The sequence below is a fragment of the Microbacterium foliorum genome (assembly GCF_006385575.1).
Taxonomy (GTDB): Bacteria; Actinomycetota; Actinomycetes; order Actinomycetales; family Microbacteriaceae; genus Microbacterium; species Microbacterium foliorum_B.
Genome location: NZ_CP041040.1, coordinates 365522 through 389531, shown reverse-complemented (window position 1 = coordinate 389531; position 24010 = coordinate 365522). Strand labels below are relative to the sequence as shown.

The following is a 24010-nucleotide window of genomic DNA, read 5'->3' as shown; positions in this document are numbered from 1 at the left end:
GCGTGTCAGCTCGGGCGGCTCGCCGGCCTCGCTCGACGACCGGTCAGGGGTGATGCAGCAACCCCGCGATCGACACGTCTTCATCGAGCCGACTCCACTGAATGCCCTCCCCTGAGCCGATCAGTCGCCAATCCCTGCGCTCCGCGGCCGTCGCGGTGGCAAGACGCGGGAACCACGCGAGAGGTGCACTGATCGTCCGTCCGTCCCTGATGCGCACATGCATCTCTCGATCGTCGAAAGAGACGCCGACGGCGACCGCGTCATCCACCGAAATGCTCATGCCACGCCTCCTCGAAACGATGCCGATGCCGGTTCACGAGACGCTGCAGTGAGCGCAGCTCATCGTCGCTGAACCTCGATCTTGATGCAGAGCTTACGGGCGCAAGCCAGAACTTGGCAGTCATTCCGGAATGCTCCACGTGTACGTGGGGCGGCTCCGATCCCTCGTTGCTGTAGAAGAAGAATCGGTATCCGCGAACCCGCATGACCGTCGGCACGGACCGACGGTAGCCAGCGTCGCCACCCGAGCGAATCGGGTTCGCCGCGGCGACCCGGCGACTGTGGAGAGCCGGGTCTTCCGCACGATGGTGCAGAAGACCCGGCTCATCGTCAATGGCGGGTCACGCCGCGGGAGCGGGCGCCTCCGCGGGTGCGGACGGGGCCGCTGCATCCGTCTTGTCGTAGCGTCCGAGGAACAGCGATGCGACGAGAGCCACGACCATCACGCACGCGGGAAGCAGGATCGCCTGCGACATTCCTGAGGCGAACCCCTCGGCGACCTCGGGCGGGAGCGAACCGCCGCCGCTGATGCCCGAGGGGGCATCGGCGAGACCCGGCAGGTTCGCCTCGAGGCGCGACTGCATGAATGCGGCGATGGATGCCGAGCCGATGACCGATCCGATGGTACGGGTCGTGTTGTAGATGCCCGCACCGGCACCCGCCTGGCGCGGCGGCAACTTGCGGGTCGCGGTGGTCGCGAGCGGCCCCCACATTCCCGCGTTGCCGATGCCCATCAGGGCGGAGGGAAGCAGGAACATCCAGATCTCGGTGCCCATGTTGATCAGCGCGGAGTACCAGATGAGGGCGACGACCACGCAGAGCAGACCGGGGATGAGGATGATGCGCGGGTCGACGCGATCGAGCAGCTTGCCGGCGAACGGCGCGAGCACCCCGGACAGCACGGCCATCGGGATGAGCAGCAGCGCGGCTTCGGTCGGAGTGAGCCCTCGCGCGGTCTGCAGGAAGAACATCATCGGCAGCGACATGCTCGTCACCGTGAACCCGACGGCGGCGATGGCGACGTTCGCGCCGGAGAAGTTGCGGTCGCGGAAGAGCGCGAGCGGCACCAGCGCCTCACTGCGCGTGCGCGCCTGCTGCACGATGAACAGGGCGAGCACGACGAGGCCGGTGATGATGAGGCTCCACACCGAGATCGGCCCCCAGATGACGCCCCAGTCGAACTTCTCGCCCTCCTGCAGTCCGAAGACGATGAGGAACAGCGCCACGGCGCTCAGGATGACGCCGAGGATGTCGAAGCGATGCGGACTGGTCTGCAGCTTCGGCACGAGACGCCAGGCGAGCACGAACGCGACGATGCCGACGGGGATGTTCACGAAGAAGATCCACTCCCAGCCGAAGCCGTCGACGAGCAGCCCGCCCACCAGGGGTCCGACGAGAGTCGCGACACCGGCGGTCGCGCCCCACAAGCCCATGGCCGCGCCGCGACGGTCGGGCGGGAACGTGCGCGTGATGACGGCCATCGTCTGCGGCGTCATGAAGGCGGCACCCAGCCCCTGCACTGCGCGCGCCGCGATGAGCATCTCGAGCGAGCCCGACAGTCCGCACCAGAGCGATGCGAGCGTGAAGATCGCGAGGCCGATGAGGTAGATGTTCTTCGGGCCGAAGCGGTCGCCGAGGCGTCCGGTGATCAGCAGCGGCACCGCGTAGGCGAGCAGGTAGGCGCTGGTGACCCACACCACGTTGTCGAGGTTGTTGGTGGTGGGGTCGAGCGCCGCCTTGATGGCCGGGTTCGCGACCGAGACGATCGTGGTGTCGACGAGGATCATGAAGAAGCCGATGACCAGCGCCCACAGTGCGGGCCACGGGCTGGCCGGGCGTTGACCGGCGGCGAACGTGCCGGTCGACGGACCGGAGGACGAGGATGCCGCGGGTGGACGTCCGGTCGAGGGAGACTCGGTCATTGCTGTGCAGCCTTTCGCTGTGCGAGGTAGCGGTCGGTGTTCTCGAAAGCCGTGGGCCCCCAGGGGAACGTTTCGGCCTCGAGCCGGTCGAGGAGCGAGTCGAGCCAGCGCAGCTCGGCCTCGAGCAGCACCTCCTGGCGCTCGAACTCGACGAGCACCTGCTCGGGTGCGCCCTTTCGTCGAGCACCGATCAGTCCGTCGCGGTGCATCACGTGCCCCTCGTCGAGGGCCTCACGTCGGGAGTGGAGACACTCGATGACGTCGGGTCGCTCGAGGTTGTGCGCCTCAGCGAGCGCGATGCGGAACTCGGCGGGCCGGTCGCTCATCGCGGCGAGCGCGCATCAGGCGCACCATCTCGTAGGGATGCATGTCGCCCTCGCGCAGCAGCGCCAGGATCATCACCCCCATCGGGGTCAGTCGCTCCGCAGGTTCGTTCGACACGTGCTCCACCTCAAATAGTCCACGTGGACTGTACGCTCCTTCATACCGGTCGACAAGACGGACGCCGAGTTCGCCCGCTCTACCTCAGCGTGGCGGCGAGCTGCTCCGGCGTGAGCGGCCGATCCGCGTACACGAGCCGTACCGCGGCGGGGTTCAGCTCAGCTGCTCAGCTTCCGGAGCGCCGAACCTTTGTGCGCGGCCTCGTCGCCGCTCTTCTCCGACTTCACGATGTAAGCCGGTTCGTCGTCCGAGGCGGTGAAGCTCTGCCCGGCGAACCGGAAGTCCTTCGTCCGCTTCTCCACCACCGTGCCGTGCGTTCGTCCCTGGGGCGTGTTCCAGCTCACCCGATCACCCGTCGATAGGTCCTTCGTCATGGTTCCTCCGCTTCCTCGGTTCGAGCGTCGCCGATGCCGCAGCGGTCGCACCAGCCCTTGACACGACACCGGCGACGTCTACCGGGATAATGGGCGGGTGAGCACACCTTCGGACAGCAACGCGCAGACCATCCCCGGCTGGCGCCACATCTATTCGGGCAAGGTCCGCGACCTGTACGCCTCGGATGACGCCGCCGACACCCGCATCCTCGTAGTCGCCTCCGACCGCGTGAGTGCGTTCGACTTCGTGCTGTCGCCGGGCATCCCCGAGAAGGGCGCGCTGCTCACGCGTCTCAGCCGCTGGTGGTTCAGCCGGCTCAGCGATGTTCCGAACCACCTCGTCGAGGGCGACATCCCCGCGAGCGTCGCCGACCGCGCCATGCTCGCACAGTCGCTCGAGATGCTGCCGGTCGAATGCGTCGTGCGCGGCTACATCACCGGCACCGGCTGGGCCGAATACACCGAGAGCGGCACCGTGTGCGGCATCCCGCTGCCTGCGGGCCTGCAGAACGGCGACCGCCTTCCCGAGCCGCTGTTCACCCCGGCATACAAGGCGCCGATGGGCGAGCACGACGAGAACATCACCTTCGAGCGGGTCGTCGAGCTCGTCGGCGCCGAGCGGGCAGCCGAGCTGCGCGACGTCTCGCTCGCGCTCTACACGAGGGCCGCTGCGATCGCGGAGGAGAAGGGCCTGATCCTCGCCGACACCAAGTTCGAATTCGGCACGGATGGCGACGGCACGCTGCGCCTGGCCGACGAGGTGCTCACGAGCGACTCGTCGCGCTACTGGGATGCCGAGGCCTGGCGCATCGGTTCGACCCCGAGCGAGCGCATGGCGAGCTTCGACAAGCAGATCGTGCGCGACTGGCTGGCCTCGAACTGGGACAAGCAGGGCGAGCCGCCCGTGCTTCCCGAGGACATCGTCGAGCGCACCGCCGCCCGCTACCGCGAGCTGATCGAGCGCCTCGGAGCCTGACGCCACACCCTCCCGGGAGGAGAACTGCGTCTCGGGAGGAGAGATCCTCGAGAATTCTCCTCCCGAGGCGCAGAAGTCCGCCCGAGGGAGCGTCCACGCGCACCCAGGGAACACTCAGGAATCGGTAGTGTTGCTCCAGCACTCCCCCTCCCCCGATCCTGAGGAGCCCGCATGCCCCTGTGGAAGACCCACGGAAACGGCCGCACTGTCGAGCCCGGCGCCGTCGTCAAGCCCGAAGAGCGCCTGAACTGGCCGGCCACGATCGCGATCGGCGCCCAGCACGTCGTCGCGATGTTCGGTGCCACGTTCCTCGTGCCGACCCTGACCGGCTTCCCGGTCTCGACCACGCTGCTGTTCAGCGGCCTCGGCACGCTGATCTTCCTGCTGATCACGAAGAACCAGCTGCCCAGCTACCTCGGCTCGTCGTTCGCGTTCATCGCGCCGATCACCGCCGCGGTCGCTGCGGGTGGCACCGGCTCAGCCCTGGCGGGAGTCGTCGCGGTCGGCATCCTGCTCACCGCCGTGGGTCTGGTCGTGCAGTTCGCCGGCCTGCGCTGGGTCGACGCGCTGATGCCTCCGGTCGTCGCCGGTGCGATCGTCGCTCTGATCGGCTTCAACCTCGCCCCGACCGCGTGGAACAACTTCCAGCTCGACCCCGTGACCGCGACCATCACGCTCGTCGCGATCATCCTGTTCGCGGTGCTGTTCCGCGGGTTCCTCGGACGCATCTCGATCTTCCTCGGCGTCGCGGTCGGCTTCATCTACGCCGCCTTCACCGGGTCCTTCGACGTACCCAACGCCCTGCGCGGCGGCAAGACGCCCGCCGAGCTCATCGCCGACGCACCCTGGGTCGGCCTGCCCGAGTTCCAGCTCCCCGACTTCATCGCCCCTGGCACCTGGTCGACCATCGCGATGTTCCTCCCCGTCGTCCTGGTGCTCGTCGCCGAGAACGTCGGCCACGTGCGCGGCGTCGCAACCATGACCGAAGACCCCGCCATCAACAAGCACACGGGTCGCGCGCTGATCGCCGACGGTGTCGCCACGACCATCGCCGGCGGCTTCGGCGGATCCGGCACGACGACCTACGGCGAGAACATCGGCGTCATGGCCGCGACCCGCGTCTACTCGACCGCCGTGTACTGGGTCGCCGGGCTCTTCGCGATCCTGCTGGCGTTCTCGCCCAAGGTCGGCGAGGTCTTCAACTCGATCCCCGCCGGCGTGCTCGGCGGTGCGACCACTGCTCTCTACGGCCTGATCGGCATCATCGGCATCAAGATCTGGGTCGACAGCAGGGTCGACTTCTCGCGTCCGGTGAACCAGTACACGGCCGCCGTGTCGCTCGTGATCGGCGTCGCCGGATTCTCGATGCAGCTCGGCGACTTCGCCTTCGGCGGCATCGTGCTCGGCACGGTCGCCGCGCTGCTGATCTACCACGTGGGCAACGCGATCGCCCGCGCGCGCAAGACCGGCGCCGACGACCCGAGGCCCCTCGAGGCCGTGGGCCCGCTGGGCGGCGACCCCGCCTGATCACGCTCGACCCGCGAACCTGAAGATCCCGGATGCTGCAGCTGCGGCATCCGGGATCTTCGCGTGCGGCGGCGAGTCGCGCTCAGGCGATGATCGCGAGGACCGCGTCGGGAGCGACCATCGCGGAGAGCTCGACCCGGTGCGACAGGACGCCGGTGCGGTGAGCTGCGACCGTGGTCTCCATCTTCATCGCGTCGAGTACGGCCACCGGGTCACCCTCCGCAACGCTCGCACCGTCGTCGGCGAGCCAGCGCACGAGCGTGCCGGGCGCCGGCGAGCGCAGCTCGGTCGGATCGGATGTCGACGGCTCTGCTCCCGCATCCGCCAGCCCGCCGAGTCCGGCGAGCAGACCGACCGGCAGCCCGAGCACGACGCGGCGTCCGTCGATCTCGACGGGGAAGCGCTGGAGAGCGGCATCCGGAGCCGGGGCCGGCCGCAGCTGTGGCTCCAAGCGCGGCAGCAACGTGCTCTCGATCCACTGCGTGTGCACCGCGAAGGTCTCGGTGGCGAAGGCCTCGTCGTCGAGCGCGAGCAGATCGAACGGGATGACGGTCGCCGGGCCCCCGACCTCGAGTTCGCGCAGCGCCCGTCTCGCCCGCACGAGTGCCGCATCACGGCTGTCGGCGTGCACGACGAGCTTCGCGATCATCGAGTCGAAGGCAGGCTGCACGACATCGCCCGCCTCGATCCCGCTGTCCCACCGCACCCCGGGGCCACCGGGGATGCGCAGTGACGCGACGCGGCCGGGGCTCGGCAGGAAGCCGCGACCGGGGTCTTCCGCGTTGATGCGGAACTCGATCGCGTGCCCCGTCGGTGTCGGGGTCTCGGTGAAGGAGATCCCCTCGCCGAAGGCGATGCGGAACTGCTCGCGCACCAGATCAGTGCCGGTGACCTCCTCCGTGACCGGGTGCTCCACCTGGAGCCGGGTGTTCACCTCGAGGAACGAGATCGTGCCGTCAGCGGCGAGGAGGAACTCCACGGTTCCCGCACCGCGGTACTGCACCTCGGCGCAGATCGCCCTGGCCGCGTCATGGAACCGCGCGCGCTGATCTTTCGACAGCCCCGGAGCCGGCGCCTCCTCGATGAGCTTCTGGTTGCGTCGCTGCATCGAGCAGTCGCGGTCGCCGACCACCACGATGCCGCCGAGCCCGTCGCCGAGCACCTGCACCTCGATGTGGCGTGGGCTCTCGAGGAACCGCTCGACGAAGCATTCGCCGCGGCCGAACGCGGCGATCGCCTCACGGGTCGCGGCGTCGAAGGCCTCGGCAACCTCGGAGAGCTCCCGCACCACCTTGAGACCTCGCCCACCACCGCCGAATGCAGCCTTGATGGCGATCGGAAGCCCGTGCTGCTCGGCGAACGCCACGGCCTCTGCCGGGCCGGCCAGCGGTTGGTCGGTGCCGGCCGCCAACGGTGCTCCGACGCGCTGCGCGATCCGGCGCGCGGTCATCTTGTCGCCGAGCGCGTCGATGCTGTCGGGCGAGGGTCCGATCCAGATGAGACCGGCGCCCTCGACCGCTCGCGCGAACTCCGCGCTCTCCGACAGGAATCCGTAGCCGGGGTGCACGGCATCCGCGCCGCTCTTCCGCGCCGCAGCGAGCAGCGCATCGATGGAGAGGTAGGTCGTCGCAGCCGTGTCTCCCCCGAGGCCCAGGGCCTCGTCGGCGAGTCGTACGTGCAGCGCGTCGGCATCCTGGTCGGCATAGACCGCGATCGACGTGTATCCGGCTTCGGCGCAGGCGCGGATGACGCGCACGGCGATCTCTCCGCGGTTCGCGATCAGCACCTTGGTCATGAGGTCTCCTTGACGATGAAACGAACTCGCGCGCCGGGCGGCAGCTGGCCGGCGAGGTCGAGGCTGCGATCGGTGAGAGCACCGATGATCGGATATCCGCCGGTGAGCGGATGATCGGGCAGGAACAGCACGGGCTGACCGTCCGGAGGCACCTGGATCGCGCCGGTGACTGCTCCCTCGCTGGGCAGCTCGCCACCGACCGACCGCTCCAGGGGCACGGCGCCCTCGAGCCTGATGCCGACCCGATCCGAGCGCGGCGTCACCGTCCACTCCTGGCCGGTGAGGCCCGCGAGCGCTGCGGTCGTGAACCAGTCGTCACGCGGACCGAGAGTGATCTCGAGGTCGACGAGGTCGCCGGGAGCAGGGAGCGTCCGCGGTGTGGTCTCGGGCTCGACGGGATGCGGTGCCGAGTCGCCCACACCGAGCACGTCGCCCGCGGCGAGCGGCGCTGGCCCGAGACCGGCGAGGGTGTCGCTCGCGCGGCTGTGCAGCGCCGATTCTGCGGCCACACCGCCACGGACGGCGATGACGTAGCGCAGTCCACTGGCGGGGTGTCCGAGGGTGAGCTCGTCGCCGTCGACCGTGGCGAAGGGCACGCCGTGGTCGATCTGACGCGTCACGCCGCCGGCATCGATGAGTGCGAGAGAGCCGACGGCACCCGCGACAGCGGCGACCCCGGCACCACGGAAGCGCAGCACCGCACCCCCGACGCTCTCGAGCACGGCGGCGTCGGACGCATTGCCCACTGCACGGTTCGCGTCGCGCATCGCGCGACGATCGGCGACCCCTGACGCCGAGACGCCGAGCGCCGCGAAGCCGGGGCGACCGGCATCCTGCACCAGGAGCTGCAGTGACGGACGCACGATCTCGACCGCGGCGGGTGCTGGAGAACCCGGAGTCGGCGCTGCCGCGGCGGCGTGTCGATCGGCGCCGCGCCGGGTGTCGGCTGCTTCATCTGCGTTCTCCGACACCAGTGCCGGCATCACGACCTGCTCGCGCACGCTCTCGAACCGCACGGTCGTGCCGGGCGACAGCAGGGCAGGCGGGTCGCGGTCGATGTCCCACATCAGGGCGTCCGTGCGACCGATGAGCTGCCATCCGCCCGGACTCTCTCGCGGGTACACGCCGGTGAACGCTCCGGCGAGCGCCACCGATCCCGCAGGCACGCGGGTGCGGGGTGACGAGCGCCGGGGCACGTCGAACAGCGGATCGCTGCTCACCACGTAGCCGAACCCGGGGGCGAAGCCCGAGAAGGCGACCTTCCAATCGGCAGCGAGGTGGCGGTTCACGAGCTCTGACGCCGACACTCCCAGCAGGGACGCCGCCTCGTCGAGATCCTCGCCGTCGTATCGCACCGGCACCGTGACCTCACCGGTGGTCGGCAGGTGGGCGGTGTCGATCTCGGTCGCCGCGAGCACGTCTGCGAGGTCGGCGGCCGAGACGACGAGCGGATCGAAGCGCACGAGCACGGTGCGAGCGCCGGGGATGCGCTCGACGACACCGCGCACCTCGTCCCAGGCGAGGTTCAGACGCATCGCCTCGTCGAGGTCGGTCGCCTCGATGAGAAGCGCATGATCGGATGCGGTGAGGATGCGCATCAGACGATGTACTCCGCATCCGGCACATCGGTGATGAACATGTAGCCCGGTGCGTGCGTGATGGCGAACGGCGGCTTCGAGGCCATGATCGCGGCCTGTGGGGTGACGCCGCACGCCCAGAACACCGGCACTTCTCCGTCGCGCATCTCGGGGGCGTCTCCGAAGTCGGGCCGGGCCAGGTCGAGGACTCCGAGGGATGCCGGATCCCCGATGTGCACCGGAGCACCGTGCACCGCGGGGGTCCGGCCCGAGATCTGCACGGCATCCGCCACTCGGTCGGCCGCGATCGGGCGCATCGACACGACCATCTCACCGCTCAGACGGCCCGCCGGAACGCAGGGCACGGTGGTGCGGTACATCGGCACATTGCGGCCGAGCTCCTGATGACGGATCGGAATGCCCGCCTCGAGGAGTCCGGATTCGAACGTGAAGCTGCATCCGATGAGGAACGAGACGAGATCCGGATGCTCCGCCCAGGCTGCCGTCGCGTCTGTGACCTCTTCGGCCAGTTCGCCGTCGCGCCAGATGCGATACCGACCGATGTCGGTGCGGATGTCGCTGCCCGGCGCGAGCCGTGACTCGACCTCTCCCTGCTCGATGACCTCGAGCACCGGGCACGGCTTCGGGTTGCGCTGTGCGAAGAGCAGTGTCTCGAAGGCCCAGTCCGCGGGCACGGAGATGAGATTCGCCTGCGTGAGTCCGACCGCGACCCCGCTGGTCGGCTCGGAGAGCCCTGCGCGGATGGCGGCACGCGCCGCACGCGCATCGGCGAGCTGGCCGGCGGTCGCGAGAACGGTCATGTCAGACGCCCGCGAACGGCGCGATCGTGATGCCCGCGTCCTGCAGCATCCGCTTGGTCTCGGCCGCCATGGCCACCGAACCGGGGCTGTCCCCGTGCACGCAGATCGACTGCGCACTGACCGGCACGTCGGTGCCGTCGACCGCGCGGATCACTCCCTCGCCGGCGAGGCGCACCATGCGCTCGGCGACGGCGACGGGATCGTGGAGCACTGAGCCCGTCTCGGTGCGCGAGACGAGTTGACCGTCGGGCTGGTACGCCCGATCGGCGAACGCCTCTGCCGCAGTCTGAAGCCCTGCGCGCTCGGCGACGTCGAGCACGACGCCGCCGGCCAGCCCCAGCAGCACGAGGCTCGGATCGATCGCGCGGATGGCCGCCACCACATCCTTCGACTGCCTCTCGTCGCGCGCGATCGTGTTGTACAGCGCTCCGTGGGGCTTGACGTAGGCGACCTTTCCGCCGACGGCGGTGGCGAGACCGATCAGTGCTCCGAGCTGGTACTCGACGTGGGCCTGCAGCGTGGCCGAGTCGATCTCGACCTTCGTGCGACCGAAGTTCTCGTAGTCGCGGTAGCCGGGGTGCGCGCCGATCACGACGCCTCCGGCCACCGCGTTGGCGAGAGTCTCGCGGATGCCCTCGGGGCTGCCCGCGTGGAAGCCGCACGCCACGTTCGCGCTCGTCACGAGACCGAGCATGCTCTCGTCATCGCTGACGATGCGGTCGGGGACGTTCTCGCCGAGGTCGGAGTTCAGGTCGATCGATGTCATGGGGTCACGCTCCGGTTCCGAGGAAGGCGAAGATGGGGCCGACCGAGACGATGCCCATGTACCAGGTGAGCAGCGTGACGACCGTGCCGGCGATCAGCAGCCACATCGGGTACTTCTTCGAGCCCAGCAGATCACGACGGAACCAGCCGATGTACATGAACACCGAGAGGCCGATGGGCAGGATGAGTCCGTTGAAACCGCCGACGAAGACGAGGATCGCAGCGGGCGCCGTTCCGATCGACAGGTAGACGATCAGCGACACGACGATGAAGGCGACAGTGGCCAGCTGCAGCGGCCAGCCGCCCCTGAGCTTCTTCGTGAAGGTCGAGAGGAAGGTCGCCGACGTGTACGCCGCGCCGATCACCGAGCTGATCGCAGCGGCCCAGAAGATCGCCCCGAAGATGCGCAGTCCCGCGTCGCCGAGCACGGCGCCGAAGGCTTGCCCTGCGGGGTTCGCCGCCTGGCTCGACAGGTCGAGCGAGACGCCCGAGGCGACCACACCGAGGATCGCGAGGAACAGCACGTAGCGCATGATGCCGGTGACGAGGATGCCGTTCGCTGCGGCGCGCATCACGGGGCCGGCGTGCTCCGGGCCGGTGTGACCGGAGTCGAGGTAGCGGTGGGCGCCCGAGTAGGTGATGTATCCGCCCACGGTTCCGCCGACGATCGTCGTGATGGTGGCGAAGTTCAGCTCGTCGGGCACGAACGTCTGCCGCAGGGCCTCGCCGATCGGCGGCTGGGCGATCACGGCGACGATCACGGTCATCACGATCATGCCGACGCCGAGGACCACGAGCACGATGTCCATCACCGGGCCCGCCTTCTTGATGAGGAAGATGATGATCGCGAGTGCCGCGGTGAGTGCACCGCCGAGCTTGGGATCGATGCCGAGCAGGGCGTTCAGGCCCAGTCCGCCGCCCGCGATGTTGCCGATGTTGAAGGCCAGACCGCCGATCACGACGAGCACGGCGATCAGGTGACCCGAGAAGGGGATGGCGCTGTTGGCGAGCTCTCCGGCGCGCTTGCCCGAGGAGGTGATCATGCGCCACACGTTCAGCTGCACCGCGATGTCGACGAGGATCGAGACGAGGATCGCGAACGCGAAGGCGGCCCCCATCGTCGCGGTGAACGTGGCCGTCTGGGTGATGAATCCGGGGCCGATGGCGCTGGTGGCCATCAGGAAGATCGCGCCGATCACGGCGCTGCGCCCTGCGCGTCTCTTCGCTCCGGCGAGGCGGACTTCGTCTTCTGCGGACAGCGGGGGTGCGGTGTTCTCTGACATTGCGGGGGATTTCCCATCGTCGTTGGTGGGTGTCGAGTGACACCCAGTGTAGAACGGATCGAGCATTATTGTTCAACAACTTTGTTTCGGCTGTGCTACGACCGGGTTGCATTCGCATGTTGTCAGTGCTCCCTCCTCGAACAATCGGCCGGGCCAGCCGCCTACGATGAAGGCATGAACCAGCAGGGCATGCTCGCCGATGCGCTCCGTCAGCAGATCATCGACGGAGCCTTCGCCCCCGGTTCACGGCTGTCGGAGTCGGCCATCGCCGAGCACTTCGGTGTCGCGCGCAACACGCTGCGCGAGGCGTTCCGCGCGCTCTCCGAGCAGGGCCTTCTCGAGCACGTGCCGCACCGCGGCGTCTCCGTCGCCTCGCCGTCGATCGCCGACGTCATCGACATCTACCGCGCACGCCGGGTGATCGAGTGCACGGCGCTTCTGCACTCCGAGCCCGAGCACCCCTCGGTGCAGCGGATGCAGCAGGCGGTGCTCGCCGCAGAGGCGGCCGCCCACGATGCGCTCCTCGACGACAGCGAGACCTGGCGCGCGGTGGGCAGCGCGAACATGGCGTTCCACGTCGCCCTGGTCGATCTCGCCGACAGCCCGCGCCTCGCCCGCACCTATCGCGACCTCGCGGCCGAGCTGAGACTGGCGTTCCTGAAGATCGATGACCCTAGATCGCTCCACGAGCCGTTCGTGCGCAAGAACCGCGCCGTGCTCGACACCTTCCTCACGCGCGGTGCGCAGGAGGGCGCGGCCGAGCTCGAGCGCTACCTCGTGCAGTCGGAGCGCGTCGTGCTCGGTGCGTTCGCTCGGATGCAGCTGGGCTGACACGGCCAGCGGTCGACGGCCGACCGCGGCGCGGTCACTCCTCGTCGCGCAGGGCCCCGGAGGCCCTCGTCCTCGCGTCAGGATCGCGCGGGGCGAGTGTCAGCGGAAGCGGCGCCTCGGGCTCGGGCAGGCCGTAGAGGCGGCGCACCCAGCGTCGCGCGTCTTCGAGCGGATAGGTGTCGCCATAGACGGCGTACTTCATGAAGACGCCCTCGAGGGTGGTGCGCAGCATGATCTCCTCGAGCGGAGGATCCGCAGCCCCCCTCTCGCGGAAGATCGCGCGCACCGCGTTCTCCGACGCGATCGCCTGCTCGATGAACCGCGTCTCCGCCTCGGCGAACATGCGGTGCGTGCCGGGTTGCTGCTGCATCGCGAAGACCGCTCGCTGCAGCGGCAGTGCGAAGCCAGCGGCTGCGAGCGCACCGTCGATGATCCCCGCGAGACGGACATCGGCAGAACCCTCGACCTGAGGGATCTCGAAGAGCGCCTCGTACCAACGATCGATCACAGCCGCGACGAGCTGCTCCTTGCCGCCGAAATGATAGCTGACGAGCCCCTGGGCCACCCCGGCATGCCGTGTGATCTCGGCGATGCTCGCACCCGAGACCCCGCGCTCGGCGAACATCTCGATCGCTGCCCGCAGGATGGCTTCGCGAGACCGTTCTCGCGATGCCCGGTTGTGTTCGTCTGAACGTGCCATTCGTGTCCCGCTCCCCAGCATCGGACGACTTCGATTTCTCCCCCGGACGCTATATATTAGCGACTGAATAGTTGTTCAAGCTATGAGTGACCCCGGCCTCACCCTCAGGAGTGTGATGAGCACCACAGGATGGTTCGCGCGGCCCCGAGGCTTGCGGCCTCCGAGCTGTTCTCCACCACCGACACCGAGGCTCGCCGCGATCGCCGCCGAGGGCGGAGACGAGCGCGACGCGCGACCGTTCTCCCGCGGCATCGCGCACATCGAGCAGGAGGTGCGAAAGCGCGTCGGTAAGGAGGTCGTGACGCCTGACCTCTACGTCCGCACCCTCGACGCATATGCACTCGGCCAGGCCGTGGCGATGGCGACCTGGGGTGTGGCGCTCGGGTACGCCGACGTCGCCGAGGCGCGTCGCATCATCCACCGGATCAGCGTCGACACTCGGCCGTCGTTCGTGTCGTGGACCGACTTCGGCCTGAGCTACATCGCCGGACGCGTCATGCACTGGAGCGACGGCAACCTCGACGAGGAATCGTTCGAGAAGTACGGCGATGTCTGGGCCGACTTCGCGGCAGCAGTGACGGCGAAGCGCCACGGTCCGTGGGCGACGCTGCCGTGGCCTGCGAACATCGATCAGCTATCTCGGCGCCGGCACCAGTACCGGATCAGCTGATCGTCCGAAGACTCACGGATGCGGACCGACCTGGAGGGGCGTATGGTCCGCATCCGTGTTCCCCTGGCGCGCCGGGCCGAACCGCTGCACGGCTGCTACGACGAGGCGCGCACCACCAGCTCGGTCGGCAGGATCGTCGTGTGCGCGGGGTCACGACCGGCGAGGCGTGAGAGCAGCACTCCGGCCATCGCCTCGCCCTGCGCGTACATGGGCTGCCGCATCGTGGTGAGCGGCGGGTCTGTGCTCAGCGCGACGGACGAGTCGTCGAACCCGACGAGCGCGACGTCTTCGGGAACACGGATGCCGGCCGAGCGGAGCGCGGTGAGCGCACCGCGGGCCATGAGGTCGCTGGCGACGAAGATCGCGTCGGGGCGGCCCTCGGCGAGGATGCGGCGGGCGGCATCCGCTCCGCTGACCTCGCTGTAGTCACCCGCCTCTTCGGCGAACGGCGAGAGACCCGCGTCAGCCAGTGCGCTGCGGAACCCCTGCACACGGTCGACCGACGAGACCATCGTCACGGGCCCCGAGATCGTCGCGATGCGCGTGCGCCCGGTATCGATCAGGTGCTGGGTGGCCGTGCGGGCCCCGGCGACGTTGTCGACGTCGACGACGTAGTCGCCCTCGCGGATCCGCACCGGTCGCCCGCCCCATACCACGGGCACCGCGTCGGCGACCCGGTCGATGAACGCATCGCTGGTGTGGTGAGACACGATGAGCGCACCGTCGACACCGCCGTTGCGCACGAAGCTCGTCATCTTGTCGCCGGGGTCGTCGCTGGCGATGAGCAGGTTGAGCAGGTAGTCCGAGCCTCGGAGCGCACCCGTGATGCCCGCGACGATCGCTGCGAAGAACGGGTCGCCGAAGAAGCGCGTGGTGTCTTCGGGCACGATCAGCGCGATCGCGTGCGTCTGCCTCGACGCCAGCGAGCGAGCCGCTCGGTTGGGCACGTAGCTCAGCTGCTCGATGGCGCGCTTCACCGACTCGAGGGCTTCAGGACTCACCGCCGTCGAGCCGTTGACGACGCGCGACACCGTCGACCGTGAGACTCCTGCGGCCGATGCCACCTCTTCGATGGTCGCTCGTGATGACACGACTCTCCCTCCGTCCGGCGGCGAGGCCGGATGCTCCCAGTTGCCGCCGCCCGGCGTCAGAGAGCGCGAGCGGCGATGATGCGAGCGTACTCCCGACCGGAGTCCTTCAGACTCCGCTCCTGAGTGTCGTAGTCGACGCGCACGATGCCGAAGCGCTTGTCGTAGCCCCACGCCCATTCGAAGTTGTCGAGCATCGACCAGTAGAAGAAGCCGCGCACATCGACTCCGGCATCCGCCGCGTCGAGCACGGCTGCGAGATGCAGACGCAGGAACTCGGTGCGATCCTCATCATGCACGCGCGTCTCGCCGTCTTCGACGACCGCGACGTCGTCGTAAGCGGCGCCGTTCTCGGTCATGTAGAGCACGGTTCCCGCGGGCTGGGCGTACTCGGTCCACACGCGCTGCAGCAGGCGGGTCAGCCCCTCGGGCTGCACCTCCCAGTTCTGGGCGGTGCGCGGCAGACCGCGCTCGACGGCGTAGATGCCCTCGCTCGACGGGTAGGGACTGCGGGCGGCCCGCCCGGTCGCCGGCCCTCCGCTGACGGGCATCTCCGCCGGCGCCGTGCCGGACACGAAATCGCCGTGGTAGTAGTTCACGCCCTGCGTGTCGATGCGCTGTGAGATCGTCTCGAGGTCGCCGTCGTGCACGGCATCCGCGAATCGCGCCACGGCGTCGGCATCCACCGCCCTGATGTCCCTGATGATGTCGTCCGGGTACACGCCGCGGTAGATCGGGTCGAGGAACCAGCGGTTGAACTGACCGTCGACGCGACGAGCGGCATCCACATCCGCGGGGTTCGTCGGGTCGGCGGGGTCGGCGACGGTGTGGTTCAGGGTGATGCCGAGGTTGAGGCTCGCATCCCGACCGCGCAGCTCACGCACCGTCTCACCGTGGGCGAGCAGCAGGTGGTGGGCCGAGAGCAGCCCCTCGGCGACGCTCGTGTGCCCGGGGGCGTGCTCGCCGCCGGTGTACGAGAGGAACGACGAGCACCACGGCTCGTTCAGAGTGGTCCAGACGTTCACGCGGTCGCCCAGCGCGTCGTGCATCGTGCCCGCGTACTCGAGGAAGCGGCCGACCGTGTCGCGGTTGGTCCAGCCGCCGGTCTCCTGCAGTGCCTGCGGCATGTCCCAGTGATACAGGGTCAGCCACGGCAGGATGTCGTTCGCGAGCAGCTCGTCGACGAGGCGCTCGTAGAAGTCGACGCCCTTCGCGTTGACCGCGCCGCCGTCAGGACGCACCCGCGACCACGAGGTCGAGAAGCGGTAGGTCTGCAGACCGAGCTCCTTCATGAGCGCGACGTCCTGCGGGTAGCGGTGATAGTGGTCGCACGCCACGTCGCCGTTGTCGCCGCCGATCACCGCACCCGGTTCGCGGCTGAAGGCGTCCCAGATCGACGCGGTGCGCCCGTCTTCGAAAGCGGCCCCCTCGATCTGGTACGCCGCTGTCGCGGCGCCGAACAGGAAGTTCTCGGGGAAAGCACGGGTCATAGGGGTCATCCTTTCACCGCGCCCGCCATGATGCCACTGACCAGCTGACGCCCTGCGATGACGAACAGGATGAGCAGCGGAAGGGTCGCGAGCACCGCGCCGGCGAGCACGATCGAGTAGTCGATGTAGTAGCCGGACTGCAGCTGGCTGAGCGCCGTCTGCAGAGTCGGGTTCTGCGGGGAGAGCACGATCAACGGCCACAGGTAGTCGGTCCACGCGGTCATGAAGGTGAACAGGCCGAGGATCGCCATGGCGGGCCGAGCCGCCGGGAGGCCGACGGTGAGGAAGGTGCGGAACTGGTTCGCGCCGTCCATGCGCGCCGCCTCGATCAGCTCGTCGGGGATCACGTCGACCAGATACTGACGCATGAAGAAGACACCGAAGGCCGTGACCAGGGTCGGCACGATGACCGCACCGATCGACCCGGTCCAGCCGAGCTCGCGCATCAGCATGAAGAGCGGGATGATGCCGAGCTGCGTCGGGATCGCCATGGTCGCGATCACGAAGATCATCAGCCCGTCGCGACCCTTGAAGCGCAGCTTGGCGAACGCGTATCCGGCCAGTGTCGAGAACGTCACGACCGAGATCGTGATGATGCCCGAGATGAGGAACGAGTTTCCCAGCGCCAGCCAGAACGGGATCGCATCGAACACCTTGGCGGCGTTCGCGAAGAAGTTGCCACCGGGGATCAGCGGCAGGGTCTCGCCGCGCGTCGAGTTGGTGCCGCTCGCCACGACGACCGACCACCACAGCGGGTAGACGCTGCCGATGATGAATGCGGCGAGCAGGCCGTAGGTGAGGAAGCCGGGGCGGCTGCCGATTCCGGCGTTTCCGCCGACGGCGCCTCGCCGCCTGCGGATCTTCTCGGGGACGCTCAGCGCCTGGGTGGCGGTCATCGCGCGTTCTCCTCTGTCGTGGTGGCGATCGTCGTGCCGGCAGCGGCGGCCGTCGCAGCCGCGGCCGCGGCGGTGCGTGCGCGTCGGCGTGCGGCGCGGTTCTTCGGGGCGTCCCCGGTCGAGATCCGCCTCGAGATGAGGAAGTTGATCACTCCGATGCCGACGATGAGCAGGAACAGCAGGATCGCCACGGCGGATGCTTCGCCGAGGTCTCGACGGAAGAACGCGAGCTCCCAGAGGAACAACACGGTCGTCTGGAACTGCCGGTCGCTGCCGCCGATGCCACCCGCGGTCGAGACGTCGAACAGGCGCGGCTCGGCGAAGATCTGCAGACCGCCGATCGTGGCCGTGATGATCACGAAGATCAGCGTCGGGCGGATCGTGGGGATCGTGATCGAGAAGAAGCGACGGGCCGCTCCTGCGCCGTCGATGGCGGCGGACTCGTAGAGGTCTCGCGGCACCGCCTGCATCGCGGCGAGCAGGATGAGGGCGTTGTAGCCGGTCCAGCGGAAGTTCACCATCACGGCGATCGCCAGGTGCGAGAGTGCGGTGTCGTGCTTCCACTCCTGGTCGGCGATGCCGATCAGATTGAGCAGGTTGTTGGCGAGACCGTCGGCCTCGTTGAAGATGCTCGAGAAGATGATGGCGACCGCGACCGGCGTGACCACGAACGGGATGAGGATGCTCATGCGCCAGAACGTCGGAGCGCGGAGGCCGCGGTCGAGCAGGTAGGCGATCACCAGAGCGACCGCGAGCTGCGGAATGGCGGACAGCAGGAAGATGCTCAGAGTGTTGAAGATCGAGTTCCAGAACATCGCGTCGCCGAGGATCTCGACGAAGTTCCCGGCGCCGATGAACTCGCCCTGCCCCTTGAGCAGGTCCCACTCGTGCACGGCCACCCACACCGTGTAGAGCAGCGGGAAGAGTCCGACCAGGCCGAACAGCAGGAAGAACGGCGAGATGTAGAAGTACGGGGAGGCGTTCTGGTCGAACCGCGAGAGGCGGTGCCGCCAGGGACGCCGGCCGGCGGCATTCGTCTTCGGCAGTTCGGATGCCGTCTCGCGGCGTTCCACTGTGAGAGTCATGAGGGTTCCTTCTTCGGGTGACGCGTTTCGTCTCAGGCGACTTCGTCGTCTTCGCTCGACGACCGGATGCGGAGGCCACCCCCGGTCGTCGAGCGAGGAGCGAAGCACCGAGACGAAACGCGCGGTGAGCCCTTTTCGCTCAACGACCGGAGAGGTCTCGGGTCAGTCGACCAGCTCGTCCAGGAGCTTGACCGCGGCATCCCAGGCGCCCTGGGTGTCGGTCTCGCCGCGGTCGAGGCCGCTGAGGGCCGGACCGAAGACGTTCTCCTGGATCACCGAGTCATCGGCGCCCTTGAACTGCGCCACGACGCCCTTCGCACGCTCGGCGAGGATGGCACCGGTGGGAGCGTCGTTGAAGAACGCGTTCGGCGTCGCCTCCGCAGAGAGCGTCTCCTGCGCCTCGACTGTGGAGGGGAAGTTGCCCGCGGCTGCGGACTGCTTGACCTGCTGCTCGGGCTGCGTCAGCCAGTCGGCCAGGTCGGCCGCGGCTTCCTTGTGCTCGGAGCTCTCGGGGATCGACAGGAAGGCGCCACCCCAGTTGGCTGCGCCGCCGGGGAACACGTCGGCGAAGTCCCAGCCGGTCGCAGCATCGCCGCCGCCGGCCTCGACCTGGCCCTGCACGACTCCGAGCATCCATCCGGGGCAGACGAACGTGGCGAAGGTGCCGTCGACGAACGACTTGCCGCCGTTCCAGTCCCACGCGGTCTGGGCGGCGGACTGGCCACCCTCGGTCGCGGTGCCGAGCAGTTCGAAGCGCTCCTTGAGCTCGGCGTTGTCCTCGACGTTCAGCTCGCCGTCGGAGGTGTAGTACCCCTCGTCGAGCTGGTTGACCATGGCGTTCCAGACGAAGCCGGAGTGGTCGTACCAGGCCTTGCCGGTCTTCGCCGTGTAGTCGGCGCCGACCGCGAAGTAGTTCTCCCAATCGCCGTTCAGCAGCTCGGCCACCGACTCGCGGTCGCTCGGGAGTCCGGCCGCCTCGAAAGCTGCGCCGTTGTAGCAGATGCCGCTCGGACCGATATCGGTGCCGTAGCCGATCACACGGCCCTCGGCATCCGTCGCCTGTCCGTACTTCCAGTCGACCCAGTCGGCCTTGCGGTCTTCGATGCCGTAGTCACGCAGGTCGACGAAGGTGTCGGAGACGTCCATGATGGCGCCGAGCCAGCCCTCTTCGATCGCGACGACGTCGCTGAGACCCGAGCCTGCGGCGATCTTCGTGAACGCGTCGGTGCGGGCGTTGCCGCCGGTGTCGATGTTGGTCGCCTCGATCGTGACGTTCGGGTTCGCCTTCTCGTACTCGTCGTAGAGGTCGTCGTATCCGAAGGTGCCGAACGTGGTGACGGTCAGCGTGACCTTCTCGTCACCGGTGGCGCTGTCACCCGAGTCGGAAGAGGCGCAGCCGGCGAGGGCCAGGGCGGAGACGGATGCGACGGCTGCTGTCGTCAGGATCCGCTTGCGGGCACGTGTGTTCACAGTTCACTCCTTTGTGGTGGGTAGTGCGGGGGTGGTGCTGGTGGTGCTCAGGGGCGATGCGCGGGGGCTCCCGTGGTCACTCTGTGGGAGCGCTCCCATGCATTGAAGAGAGACTCTATGGGAGCGCTCCCACGAAGTCAAGCCCTCGCGGCGGCGACGCTTCGCGGATCATGCGACGGATCGCGGACGATGGGCGCCGAACACTCCGTGAAACGTCCGGACCTCCGCGAATCGTCGCGCGGCTCGGACCCGACGTACCCTTGACCAGTGCCCGACACCGAACTCTCCCCCGCCCTCGTCCGCGCCGAATCACTGATCCGCAGCATCCCGGACTACCCGGAGGCGGGGATCATCTTCCGCGACATCACGCCACTGCTCGCCGACGCCGAGGCCCTCCAGGCGACGACCGACGCGATCATCGCGCCGTTCGCGGGGCAGTTCGACGTGGTCGCGGGCATCGAGGCACGAGGCTTCATCCTCGCCGGAGCCGCCGCGATCGCCGCAGGCGTGGGACTCATCCCGATCCGCAAGGCCGGCAAGCTGCCCCGCCCCGCGGCATCCGTCGACTACGCCCTCGAATACGGCACCGCGACGATCGAGATGCACGACGACCTGCCCGCCGGATCGCGCGTGCTGCTGATCGACGACGTGCTCGCCACGGGCGGCACGCTCGCCGCCGGACGTGAGCTCGTGGAGCGCCTCGGCAGCCACGTCATCGGCATCTCGGTGCTGTTCGAGATCGACGGCCTGGGCGGCCGCGAGGCCATCGGCGACCTGCACACGGTCTTCCACGCCTGAGCCTCATCACCACGCGAATCGAGCGAGTCTCGAGCCGGTAGACTGGTGGCGCCCGTCCGCCCGCGACTTCCGGAGCCGTTCATGCCCACCATCGTCGTCGATGTCATGCCCAAGCCCGAACTGCTCGACCCGCAGGGGAAGGCCGTCTCCGGCGCATTCTCCCGCCTGGGCGTCGAGGGCTTCACCGATGTCCGCATCGGCAAGCGCTTCGAGCTCACCGTCGAGGGCGAGGTCACCGACGAGATCCTCGCCGAGGCCCGTCGCCTCGCCGACGAGGTGCTCTCCAACTCTGTGATCGAAGACGTCGTGGGCATCGAGGTCGCCGAGTGACCACGCGCATCGGCGTCATCACCTTCCCCGGCTCGCTCGACGACCGCGACGCGCAGCGCGCCGTCCGCATCGCCGGCGCCGAGCCCGTCGCCCTCTGGCACGGTTCGCACGACCTCGAGAGCGTCGACGCCCTCGTGCTGCCGGGCGGCTTCAGCTACGGCGACTATCTGCGCGCCGGAGCGATCGCCGCACTGTCGCCGATCATGAGCGAGGTCAAGGACGCGGCCGCCATGGGCATGCCGATCCTCGGCATCTGCAACGGCTTCCAGATGCTCGTCGAGGCGCACCTGCTGCCCGGCGGCCTGATCCGCAACGACCACCAGCACTTCGTGCGTCGCGACCAGAAGCTCGTCGTCGAGAACTCCGACACGGCCTGGACCAACCGGTTCCGCACCGGCCAGGAGATCACGATCCCCCTGAAGAACGCCGACGGCGGCTACATCGCCGACGAAGAGACGCTCGACCGTCTCGAGGGCGAGGGCCTCGTGGCGTTCCGCTATGCGGGTGTCAACCCCAACGGATCGCTGCGCGACATCGCCGGACTCACCAACGAGGCGGGCAACGTCGTGGGGCTCATGCCGCACCCCGAGCACGCCACCGAGGCCGGTTTCGGACCCGACACCTCGGCCGCGATGCGCTCGGGCCTCGACGGACTCGACTTCTTCACGAGCGCAGTCGCCGCGGTCGCCCGCGTCGCCGCGTAAGCACCGCCCGCAGTCGAAGGGCACGCAGGCGCGCCTGTCAGCAGCGCCCGTCAGCAGCGCAGCGGTGCCTGGTCGCCGCGGCATCCGCATTGCTGGCCGGGGTCACTTTCGCACCCCCGCACGCAGCCGGGGTCACTTTCGCACCCCCGCACGCAGCCGGGGTCACTTTCGCACCGGAAACGCCCGAATCGGATGCGTTATTGACCCCGCATCGGGACGAGGGGTGCGAAATCGGCCACGCAACCGAGCCGACGGAAGTCCGAGCCTCCGGTCAGTCGGCGGGGAGGCTGAACGGGTTGTCGCCGGCGGCCGCGAGCAGGTACCACGCCGTCGCGCCGGTGTGCAGGCTGGCGTAGTAGAGGTCGCCGAAGCCCGAGTCGAGGCCGTCGGTCGACGTCGCGACGATCCCCTTGCCATCACCGTTGGGCGCATCGCGCTGGGCAAGGCGGATGCTGTTCAGCAGCGACTCCACCCGGTCGGCGTCGCCGACGGCATCGCGCAGCGTGAGCGCGAGCGCCAGGTGGCCTGATCCCTCGAACCACACCTTCGACACGTCGGCGTCGCTGATCGACGCCCCCTGGTACTGCCCGTCGGTGGCGATCAGGTTGGCGAGCGTCCAGTCCAGCGAGACGTCGTAGCGCGGGTCGCCGGTGGCGATCGAGCTCCATGTCTGCGCGTCGAGCGGTATCGGGCGGGTGTTGACCGTGGAGCCGTCCAGCAGCGTGCCCGTGTCGACGTGACCGTCGGCACTCTGCATCGCCGTCACGAAGGTCGCGGCGACGGCAGCCCGGTCGGCCCACACGGAGTCGCCGCTGAGCTGGGCGAGCTGCGTGAAGAAGCCGGCGATGTCGCTGTTGTGCTCGGTGGACTTCCATTCCAGCGACGAGCCGTTCTCGAGCTCACCCCCGGTGTAGCCGAAGGGCGCCCGCACCGTGTCGGCGGTGTTCGCCTGGATCCACTGGGCGATCCGCACCGCCCCATCGAGGTACTTCTGCTCCCCGGTCGCGTGGAAGAGACGCGCCAGCGCCATTCCCGTCCACGCCTGGTTGCCCGTGAACGTGCCGGGGCCGGTGATCTCGACTCGCCCCTGCCGGATGCCGTGCGGCTCGTACGACGTGCGGACGCGTCCGTCGCCGATCGGGTCGTTCTCCTGCACGAACAGCAGGGTGTCGCCGACGGTCTGCGCGCGACGGATGTCGTCCGGCAGCCCGCGGGCCGTGTACGCGATCACCACGAGTGCGTCGTCGTAGACGAAGGAGGGCGTGAAGTCCCATGTCGGCAGGTCGGTGAAGAAGCCGCCCTCGTAGCTGCGAGGGAGGCAGCGCCCGGCGCCATCGCAGAACTCGTCGACGCGGGCGTCGAGGAACTCGTAGGCCAGGGCGACAGACAGGCTGGGGTCGGGCGCGGCCGTGGGGTCGTCGGCGGGGCCATCACCGGAGGCTGCGGTCGTCGCGCCCGCGACCAGCGCTGCAGCGACGAGCGCGGCGGCGATCATCCATGGAGCCGATCGACGCGACGAACCGGACATCAAGACCCCCTCGGTCGGAACCGCGGCCCGAGAGTGCGGTCCGCTGGCGACCAGGAGGCCACTACCAAAATGCTGGCATACCAGGAAGTAACGACGGAAGGAGCAAAGGTCTAGTCTTTCGGCGCATCCGGCGTGTCGACCCCGCGAGACCCGCGAGACCCGCGACGAGTCAGCCGAGCGCCGGCGGCCAGACCCCGATGATCAGCGCCATGACCACGATCGTCACGAGCTCGTGAGCGATGTTCATGGTGGTCAGCGCGGTCGGGCGCCCCTCGAACGCATCGTGCGTGATGAACCGGGCTGCGGTGAATCCGGCCCACAGCAACACACCCGTCACGACCGCGGCCCAGAAGAACGACCCGTCGTAGAAGTGCCAGGCGATGGCGGATGCTCCGGCCAGCACCCAGGCCGTCGCGAAGCTCACGAACACGGTGGTGATGATCGCCATCGTCGCGCTCGAACCCGGCCGGTCCATGTCGACGTTCGCGAGCTTCGACCAGCGCGTGCCGAACACCTTCGGGGAGTACCAGATCGTGCCGACGATCATGCTCGAAGCGGTCGCGAGCAGAACGGCCCAATAGTTGATCTCGGGAACCATGACAGCCTCCAGTCGTCGGATGCCCGAAGCATACTCCCGGGCTGCAAGTCGCTGCGGAGCGC

General features: G+C 68.6%; 26 protein-coding genes. 7 read left to right on the top strand and 19 right to left on the bottom strand.

Features of this window, described 5'->3' with window-relative positions:
• Window positions 1-43 precede the first annotated feature (43 nt).
• From FIV50_RS01955 to FIV50_RS01930, 6 genes are all read right to left on the bottom strand, one after another.
• A complete protein-coding gene (locus FIV50_RS01955) occupies window positions 44-280 on the bottom strand; it encodes a DUF2442 domain-containing protein (RefSeq protein ID WP_140035958.1) in 237 nt (78 codons plus the stop codon).
• Window positions 261-485: a DUF4160 domain-containing protein gene (locus FIV50_RS01950; protein WP_219846281.1), complete on the bottom strand. Its 225-nt coding sequence runs from the start codon at window positions 483-485 to the stop codon at window positions 261-263. Before FIV50_RS01950 ends, FIV50_RS01955 begins: the two co-directional genes overlap by 20 nt.
• A gap of 135 nt (window positions 486-620) precedes the next feature.
• On the bottom strand, window positions 621-2201 hold the full coding sequence (locus FIV50_RS01945; protein ID WP_140035956.1) for a DHA2 family efflux MFS transporter permease subunit: 1581 nt from the start codon (window positions 2199-2201) through the stop codon (window positions 621-623).
• On the bottom strand, window positions 2198-2527 hold the full coding sequence (locus FIV50_RS01940; RefSeq protein WP_258184369.1) for a hypothetical protein: 330 nt from the start codon (window positions 2525-2527) through the stop codon (window positions 2198-2200). Before FIV50_RS01940 ends, FIV50_RS01945 begins: the two co-directional genes overlap by 4 nt.
• Entirely contained in the window at window positions 2487-2642 is a 156-nt protein-coding gene (locus FIV50_RS17835) for a hypothetical protein (RefSeq protein ID WP_258184368.1), read from the bottom strand. The genes FIV50_RS01940 and FIV50_RS17835 overlap by 41 nt, the downstream gene beginning before the upstream one ends.
• A gap of 158 nt (window positions 2643-2800) precedes the next feature.
• Complete coding sequence (locus tag FIV50_RS01930; protein ID WP_140035955.1) at window positions 2801-3016, bottom strand: DUF2945 domain-containing protein; 216 nt, start codon at window positions 3014-3016, stop codon at window positions 2801-2803.
• Between the two features lie 97 nt (window positions 3017-3113).
• Here FIV50_RS01930 and FIV50_RS01925 point away from each other — a divergent pair, with 97 nt between their 5' ends.
• Together FIV50_RS01925 and FIV50_RS01920 are read left to right on the top strand one after the other, a co-directional pair.
• Complete coding sequence (locus FIV50_RS01925) at window positions 3114-3992, top strand: phosphoribosylaminoimidazolesuccinocarboxamide synthase (protein ID WP_140035954.1); 879 nt, start codon at window positions 3114-3116, stop codon at window positions 3990-3992.
• A 171-nt stretch (window positions 3993-4163) separates the two neighbouring features.
• Window positions 4164-5519, top strand: coding sequence for a uracil-xanthine permease family protein (locus FIV50_RS01920; protein ID WP_140035953.1), 1356 nt, complete (start codon window positions 4164-4166; stop codon window positions 5517-5519).
• An 82-nt stretch (window positions 5520-5601) separates the two neighbouring features.
• On the opposite strand, the gene FIV50_RS01915 is transcribed toward FIV50_RS01920, so the two are convergent.
• The 5 genes from FIV50_RS01915 to FIV50_RS01895 are packed head-to-tail and all read right to left on the bottom strand — an operon-like array spanning window position 5602 to window position 11760.
• Entirely contained in the window at window positions 5602-7314 is a 1713-nt protein-coding gene (locus FIV50_RS01915) for an acetyl/propionyl/methylcrotonyl-CoA carboxylase subunit alpha (protein WP_140035952.1), read from the bottom strand.
• Complete coding sequence (locus FIV50_RS01910; protein WP_140035951.1) at window positions 7311-8912, bottom strand: urea amidolyase family protein; 1602 nt, start codon at window positions 8910-8912, stop codon at window positions 7311-7313. Before FIV50_RS01910 ends, FIV50_RS01915 begins: the two co-directional genes overlap by 4 nt.
• Window positions 8912-9712, bottom strand: a complete 801-nt coding sequence (locus tag FIV50_RS01905; protein WP_140035950.1) for a putative hydro-lyase — start codon at window positions 9710-9712, stop codon at window positions 8912-8914. The genes FIV50_RS01910 and FIV50_RS01905 overlap by 1 nt, the downstream gene beginning before the upstream one ends.
• A gap of 1 nt (window position 9713) precedes the next feature.
• Complete coding sequence (locus FIV50_RS01900) at window positions 9714-10478, bottom strand: LamB/YcsF family protein (RefSeq protein ID WP_140035949.1); 765 nt, start codon at window positions 10476-10478, stop codon at window positions 9714-9716.
• A gap of 4 nt (window positions 10479-10482) precedes the next feature.
• Entirely contained in the window at window positions 10483-11760 is a 1278-nt protein-coding gene (locus FIV50_RS01895) for an NRAMP family divalent metal transporter (RefSeq protein WP_140035948.1), read from the bottom strand.
• Between the two features lie 174 nt (window positions 11761-11934).
• Between FIV50_RS01895 and FIV50_RS01890 the strand changes: the two genes are divergently transcribed.
• Window positions 11935-12591, top strand: coding sequence for a GntR family transcriptional regulator (locus FIV50_RS01890; RefSeq protein ID WP_140035947.1), 657 nt, complete (start codon window positions 11935-11937; stop codon window positions 12589-12591).
• Between the two features lie 34 nt (window positions 12592-12625).
• Here the strand turns inward: FIV50_RS01890 and FIV50_RS01885 are convergent, their stop codons facing one another.
• Window positions 12626-13291, bottom strand: coding sequence for a TetR/AcrR family transcriptional regulator (locus FIV50_RS01885; RefSeq protein WP_140035946.1), 666 nt, complete (start codon window positions 13289-13291; stop codon window positions 12626-12628).
• A 115-nt stretch (window positions 13292-13406) separates the two neighbouring features.
• Between FIV50_RS01885 and FIV50_RS01880 the strand changes: the two genes are divergently transcribed.
• A complete protein-coding gene (locus FIV50_RS01880) occupies window positions 13407-13961 on the top strand; it encodes a DUF1266 domain-containing protein (RefSeq protein ID WP_181164300.1) in 555 nt (184 codons plus the stop codon).
• A 95-nt stretch (window positions 13962-14056) separates the two neighbouring features.
• On the opposite strand, the gene FIV50_RS01875 is transcribed toward FIV50_RS01880, so the two are convergent.
• From FIV50_RS01875 to FIV50_RS01855, 5 genes are all read right to left on the bottom strand, one after another.
• Complete coding sequence (locus FIV50_RS01875) at window positions 14057-15052, bottom strand: LacI family DNA-binding transcriptional regulator (protein WP_140035944.1); 996 nt, start codon at window positions 15050-15052, stop codon at window positions 14057-14059.
• Window positions 15053-15108: 56 nt separating this feature from the next.
• Window positions 15109-16539, bottom strand: a complete 1431-nt coding sequence (locus FIV50_RS01870) for a GH1 family beta-glucosidase (protein WP_181164299.1) — start codon at window positions 16537-16539, stop codon at window positions 15109-15111.
• A 5-nt stretch (window positions 16540-16544) separates the two neighbouring features.
• Window positions 16545-17435, bottom strand: a complete 891-nt coding sequence (locus FIV50_RS01865) for a carbohydrate ABC transporter permease (protein ID WP_140035942.1) — start codon at window positions 17433-17435, stop codon at window positions 16545-16547.
• Window positions 17432-18520, bottom strand: coding sequence for a carbohydrate ABC transporter permease (locus tag FIV50_RS01860; RefSeq protein WP_140035941.1), 1089 nt, complete (start codon window positions 18518-18520; stop codon window positions 17432-17434). Before FIV50_RS01860 ends, FIV50_RS01865 begins: the two co-directional genes overlap by 4 nt.
• 162 nt (window positions 18521-18682) lie before the next feature.
• A complete protein-coding gene (locus tag FIV50_RS01855; RefSeq protein ID WP_140035940.1) occupies window positions 18683-19990 on the bottom strand; it encodes an ABC transporter substrate-binding protein in 1308 nt (435 codons plus the stop codon).
• A gap of 267 nt (window positions 19991-20257) precedes the next feature.
• Between FIV50_RS01855 and FIV50_RS01850 the strand changes: the two genes are divergently transcribed.
• The 3 genes from FIV50_RS01850 to purQ all read left to right on the top strand — a co-directional run bounded on the left by FIV50_RS01850 (window position 20258) and on the right by purQ (window position 21822).
• Window positions 20258-20788 carry an adenine phosphoribosyltransferase gene (locus FIV50_RS01850; RefSeq protein ID WP_140035939.1) on the top strand — a complete coding sequence of 177 codons (531 nt, stop codon included), beginning with the start codon at window positions 20258-20260 and terminating at the stop codon, window positions 20786-20788.
• A gap of 81 nt (window positions 20789-20869) precedes the next feature.
• Entirely contained in the window at window positions 20870-21118 is a 249-nt protein-coding gene (gene purS, locus FIV50_RS01845; RefSeq protein ID WP_140035938.1) for a phosphoribosylformylglycinamidine synthase subunit PurS, read from the top strand.
• Complete coding sequence (gene purQ, locus FIV50_RS01840) at window positions 21115-21822, top strand: phosphoribosylformylglycinamidine synthase subunit PurQ (RefSeq protein ID WP_140035937.1); 708 nt, start codon at window positions 21115-21117, stop codon at window positions 21820-21822. The genes purS and purQ overlap by 4 nt, the downstream gene beginning before the upstream one ends.
• 271 nt (window positions 21823-22093) lie before the next feature.
• On the opposite strand, the gene FIV50_RS01835 is transcribed toward purQ, so the two are convergent.
• Together FIV50_RS01835 and FIV50_RS01830 are read right to left on the bottom strand one after the other, a co-directional pair.
• Window positions 22094-23317: a hypothetical protein gene (locus FIV50_RS01835; RefSeq protein WP_258184367.1), complete on the bottom strand. Its 1224-nt coding sequence runs from the start codon at window positions 23315-23317 to the stop codon at window positions 22094-22096.
• Between the two features lie 202 nt (window positions 23318-23519).
• Window positions 23520-23948, bottom strand: a complete 429-nt coding sequence (locus FIV50_RS01830; protein WP_042538072.1) for a DUF1761 domain-containing protein — start codon at window positions 23946-23948, stop codon at window positions 23520-23522.
• Between the last annotated feature and the right edge of the window lie 62 nt (window positions 23949-24010).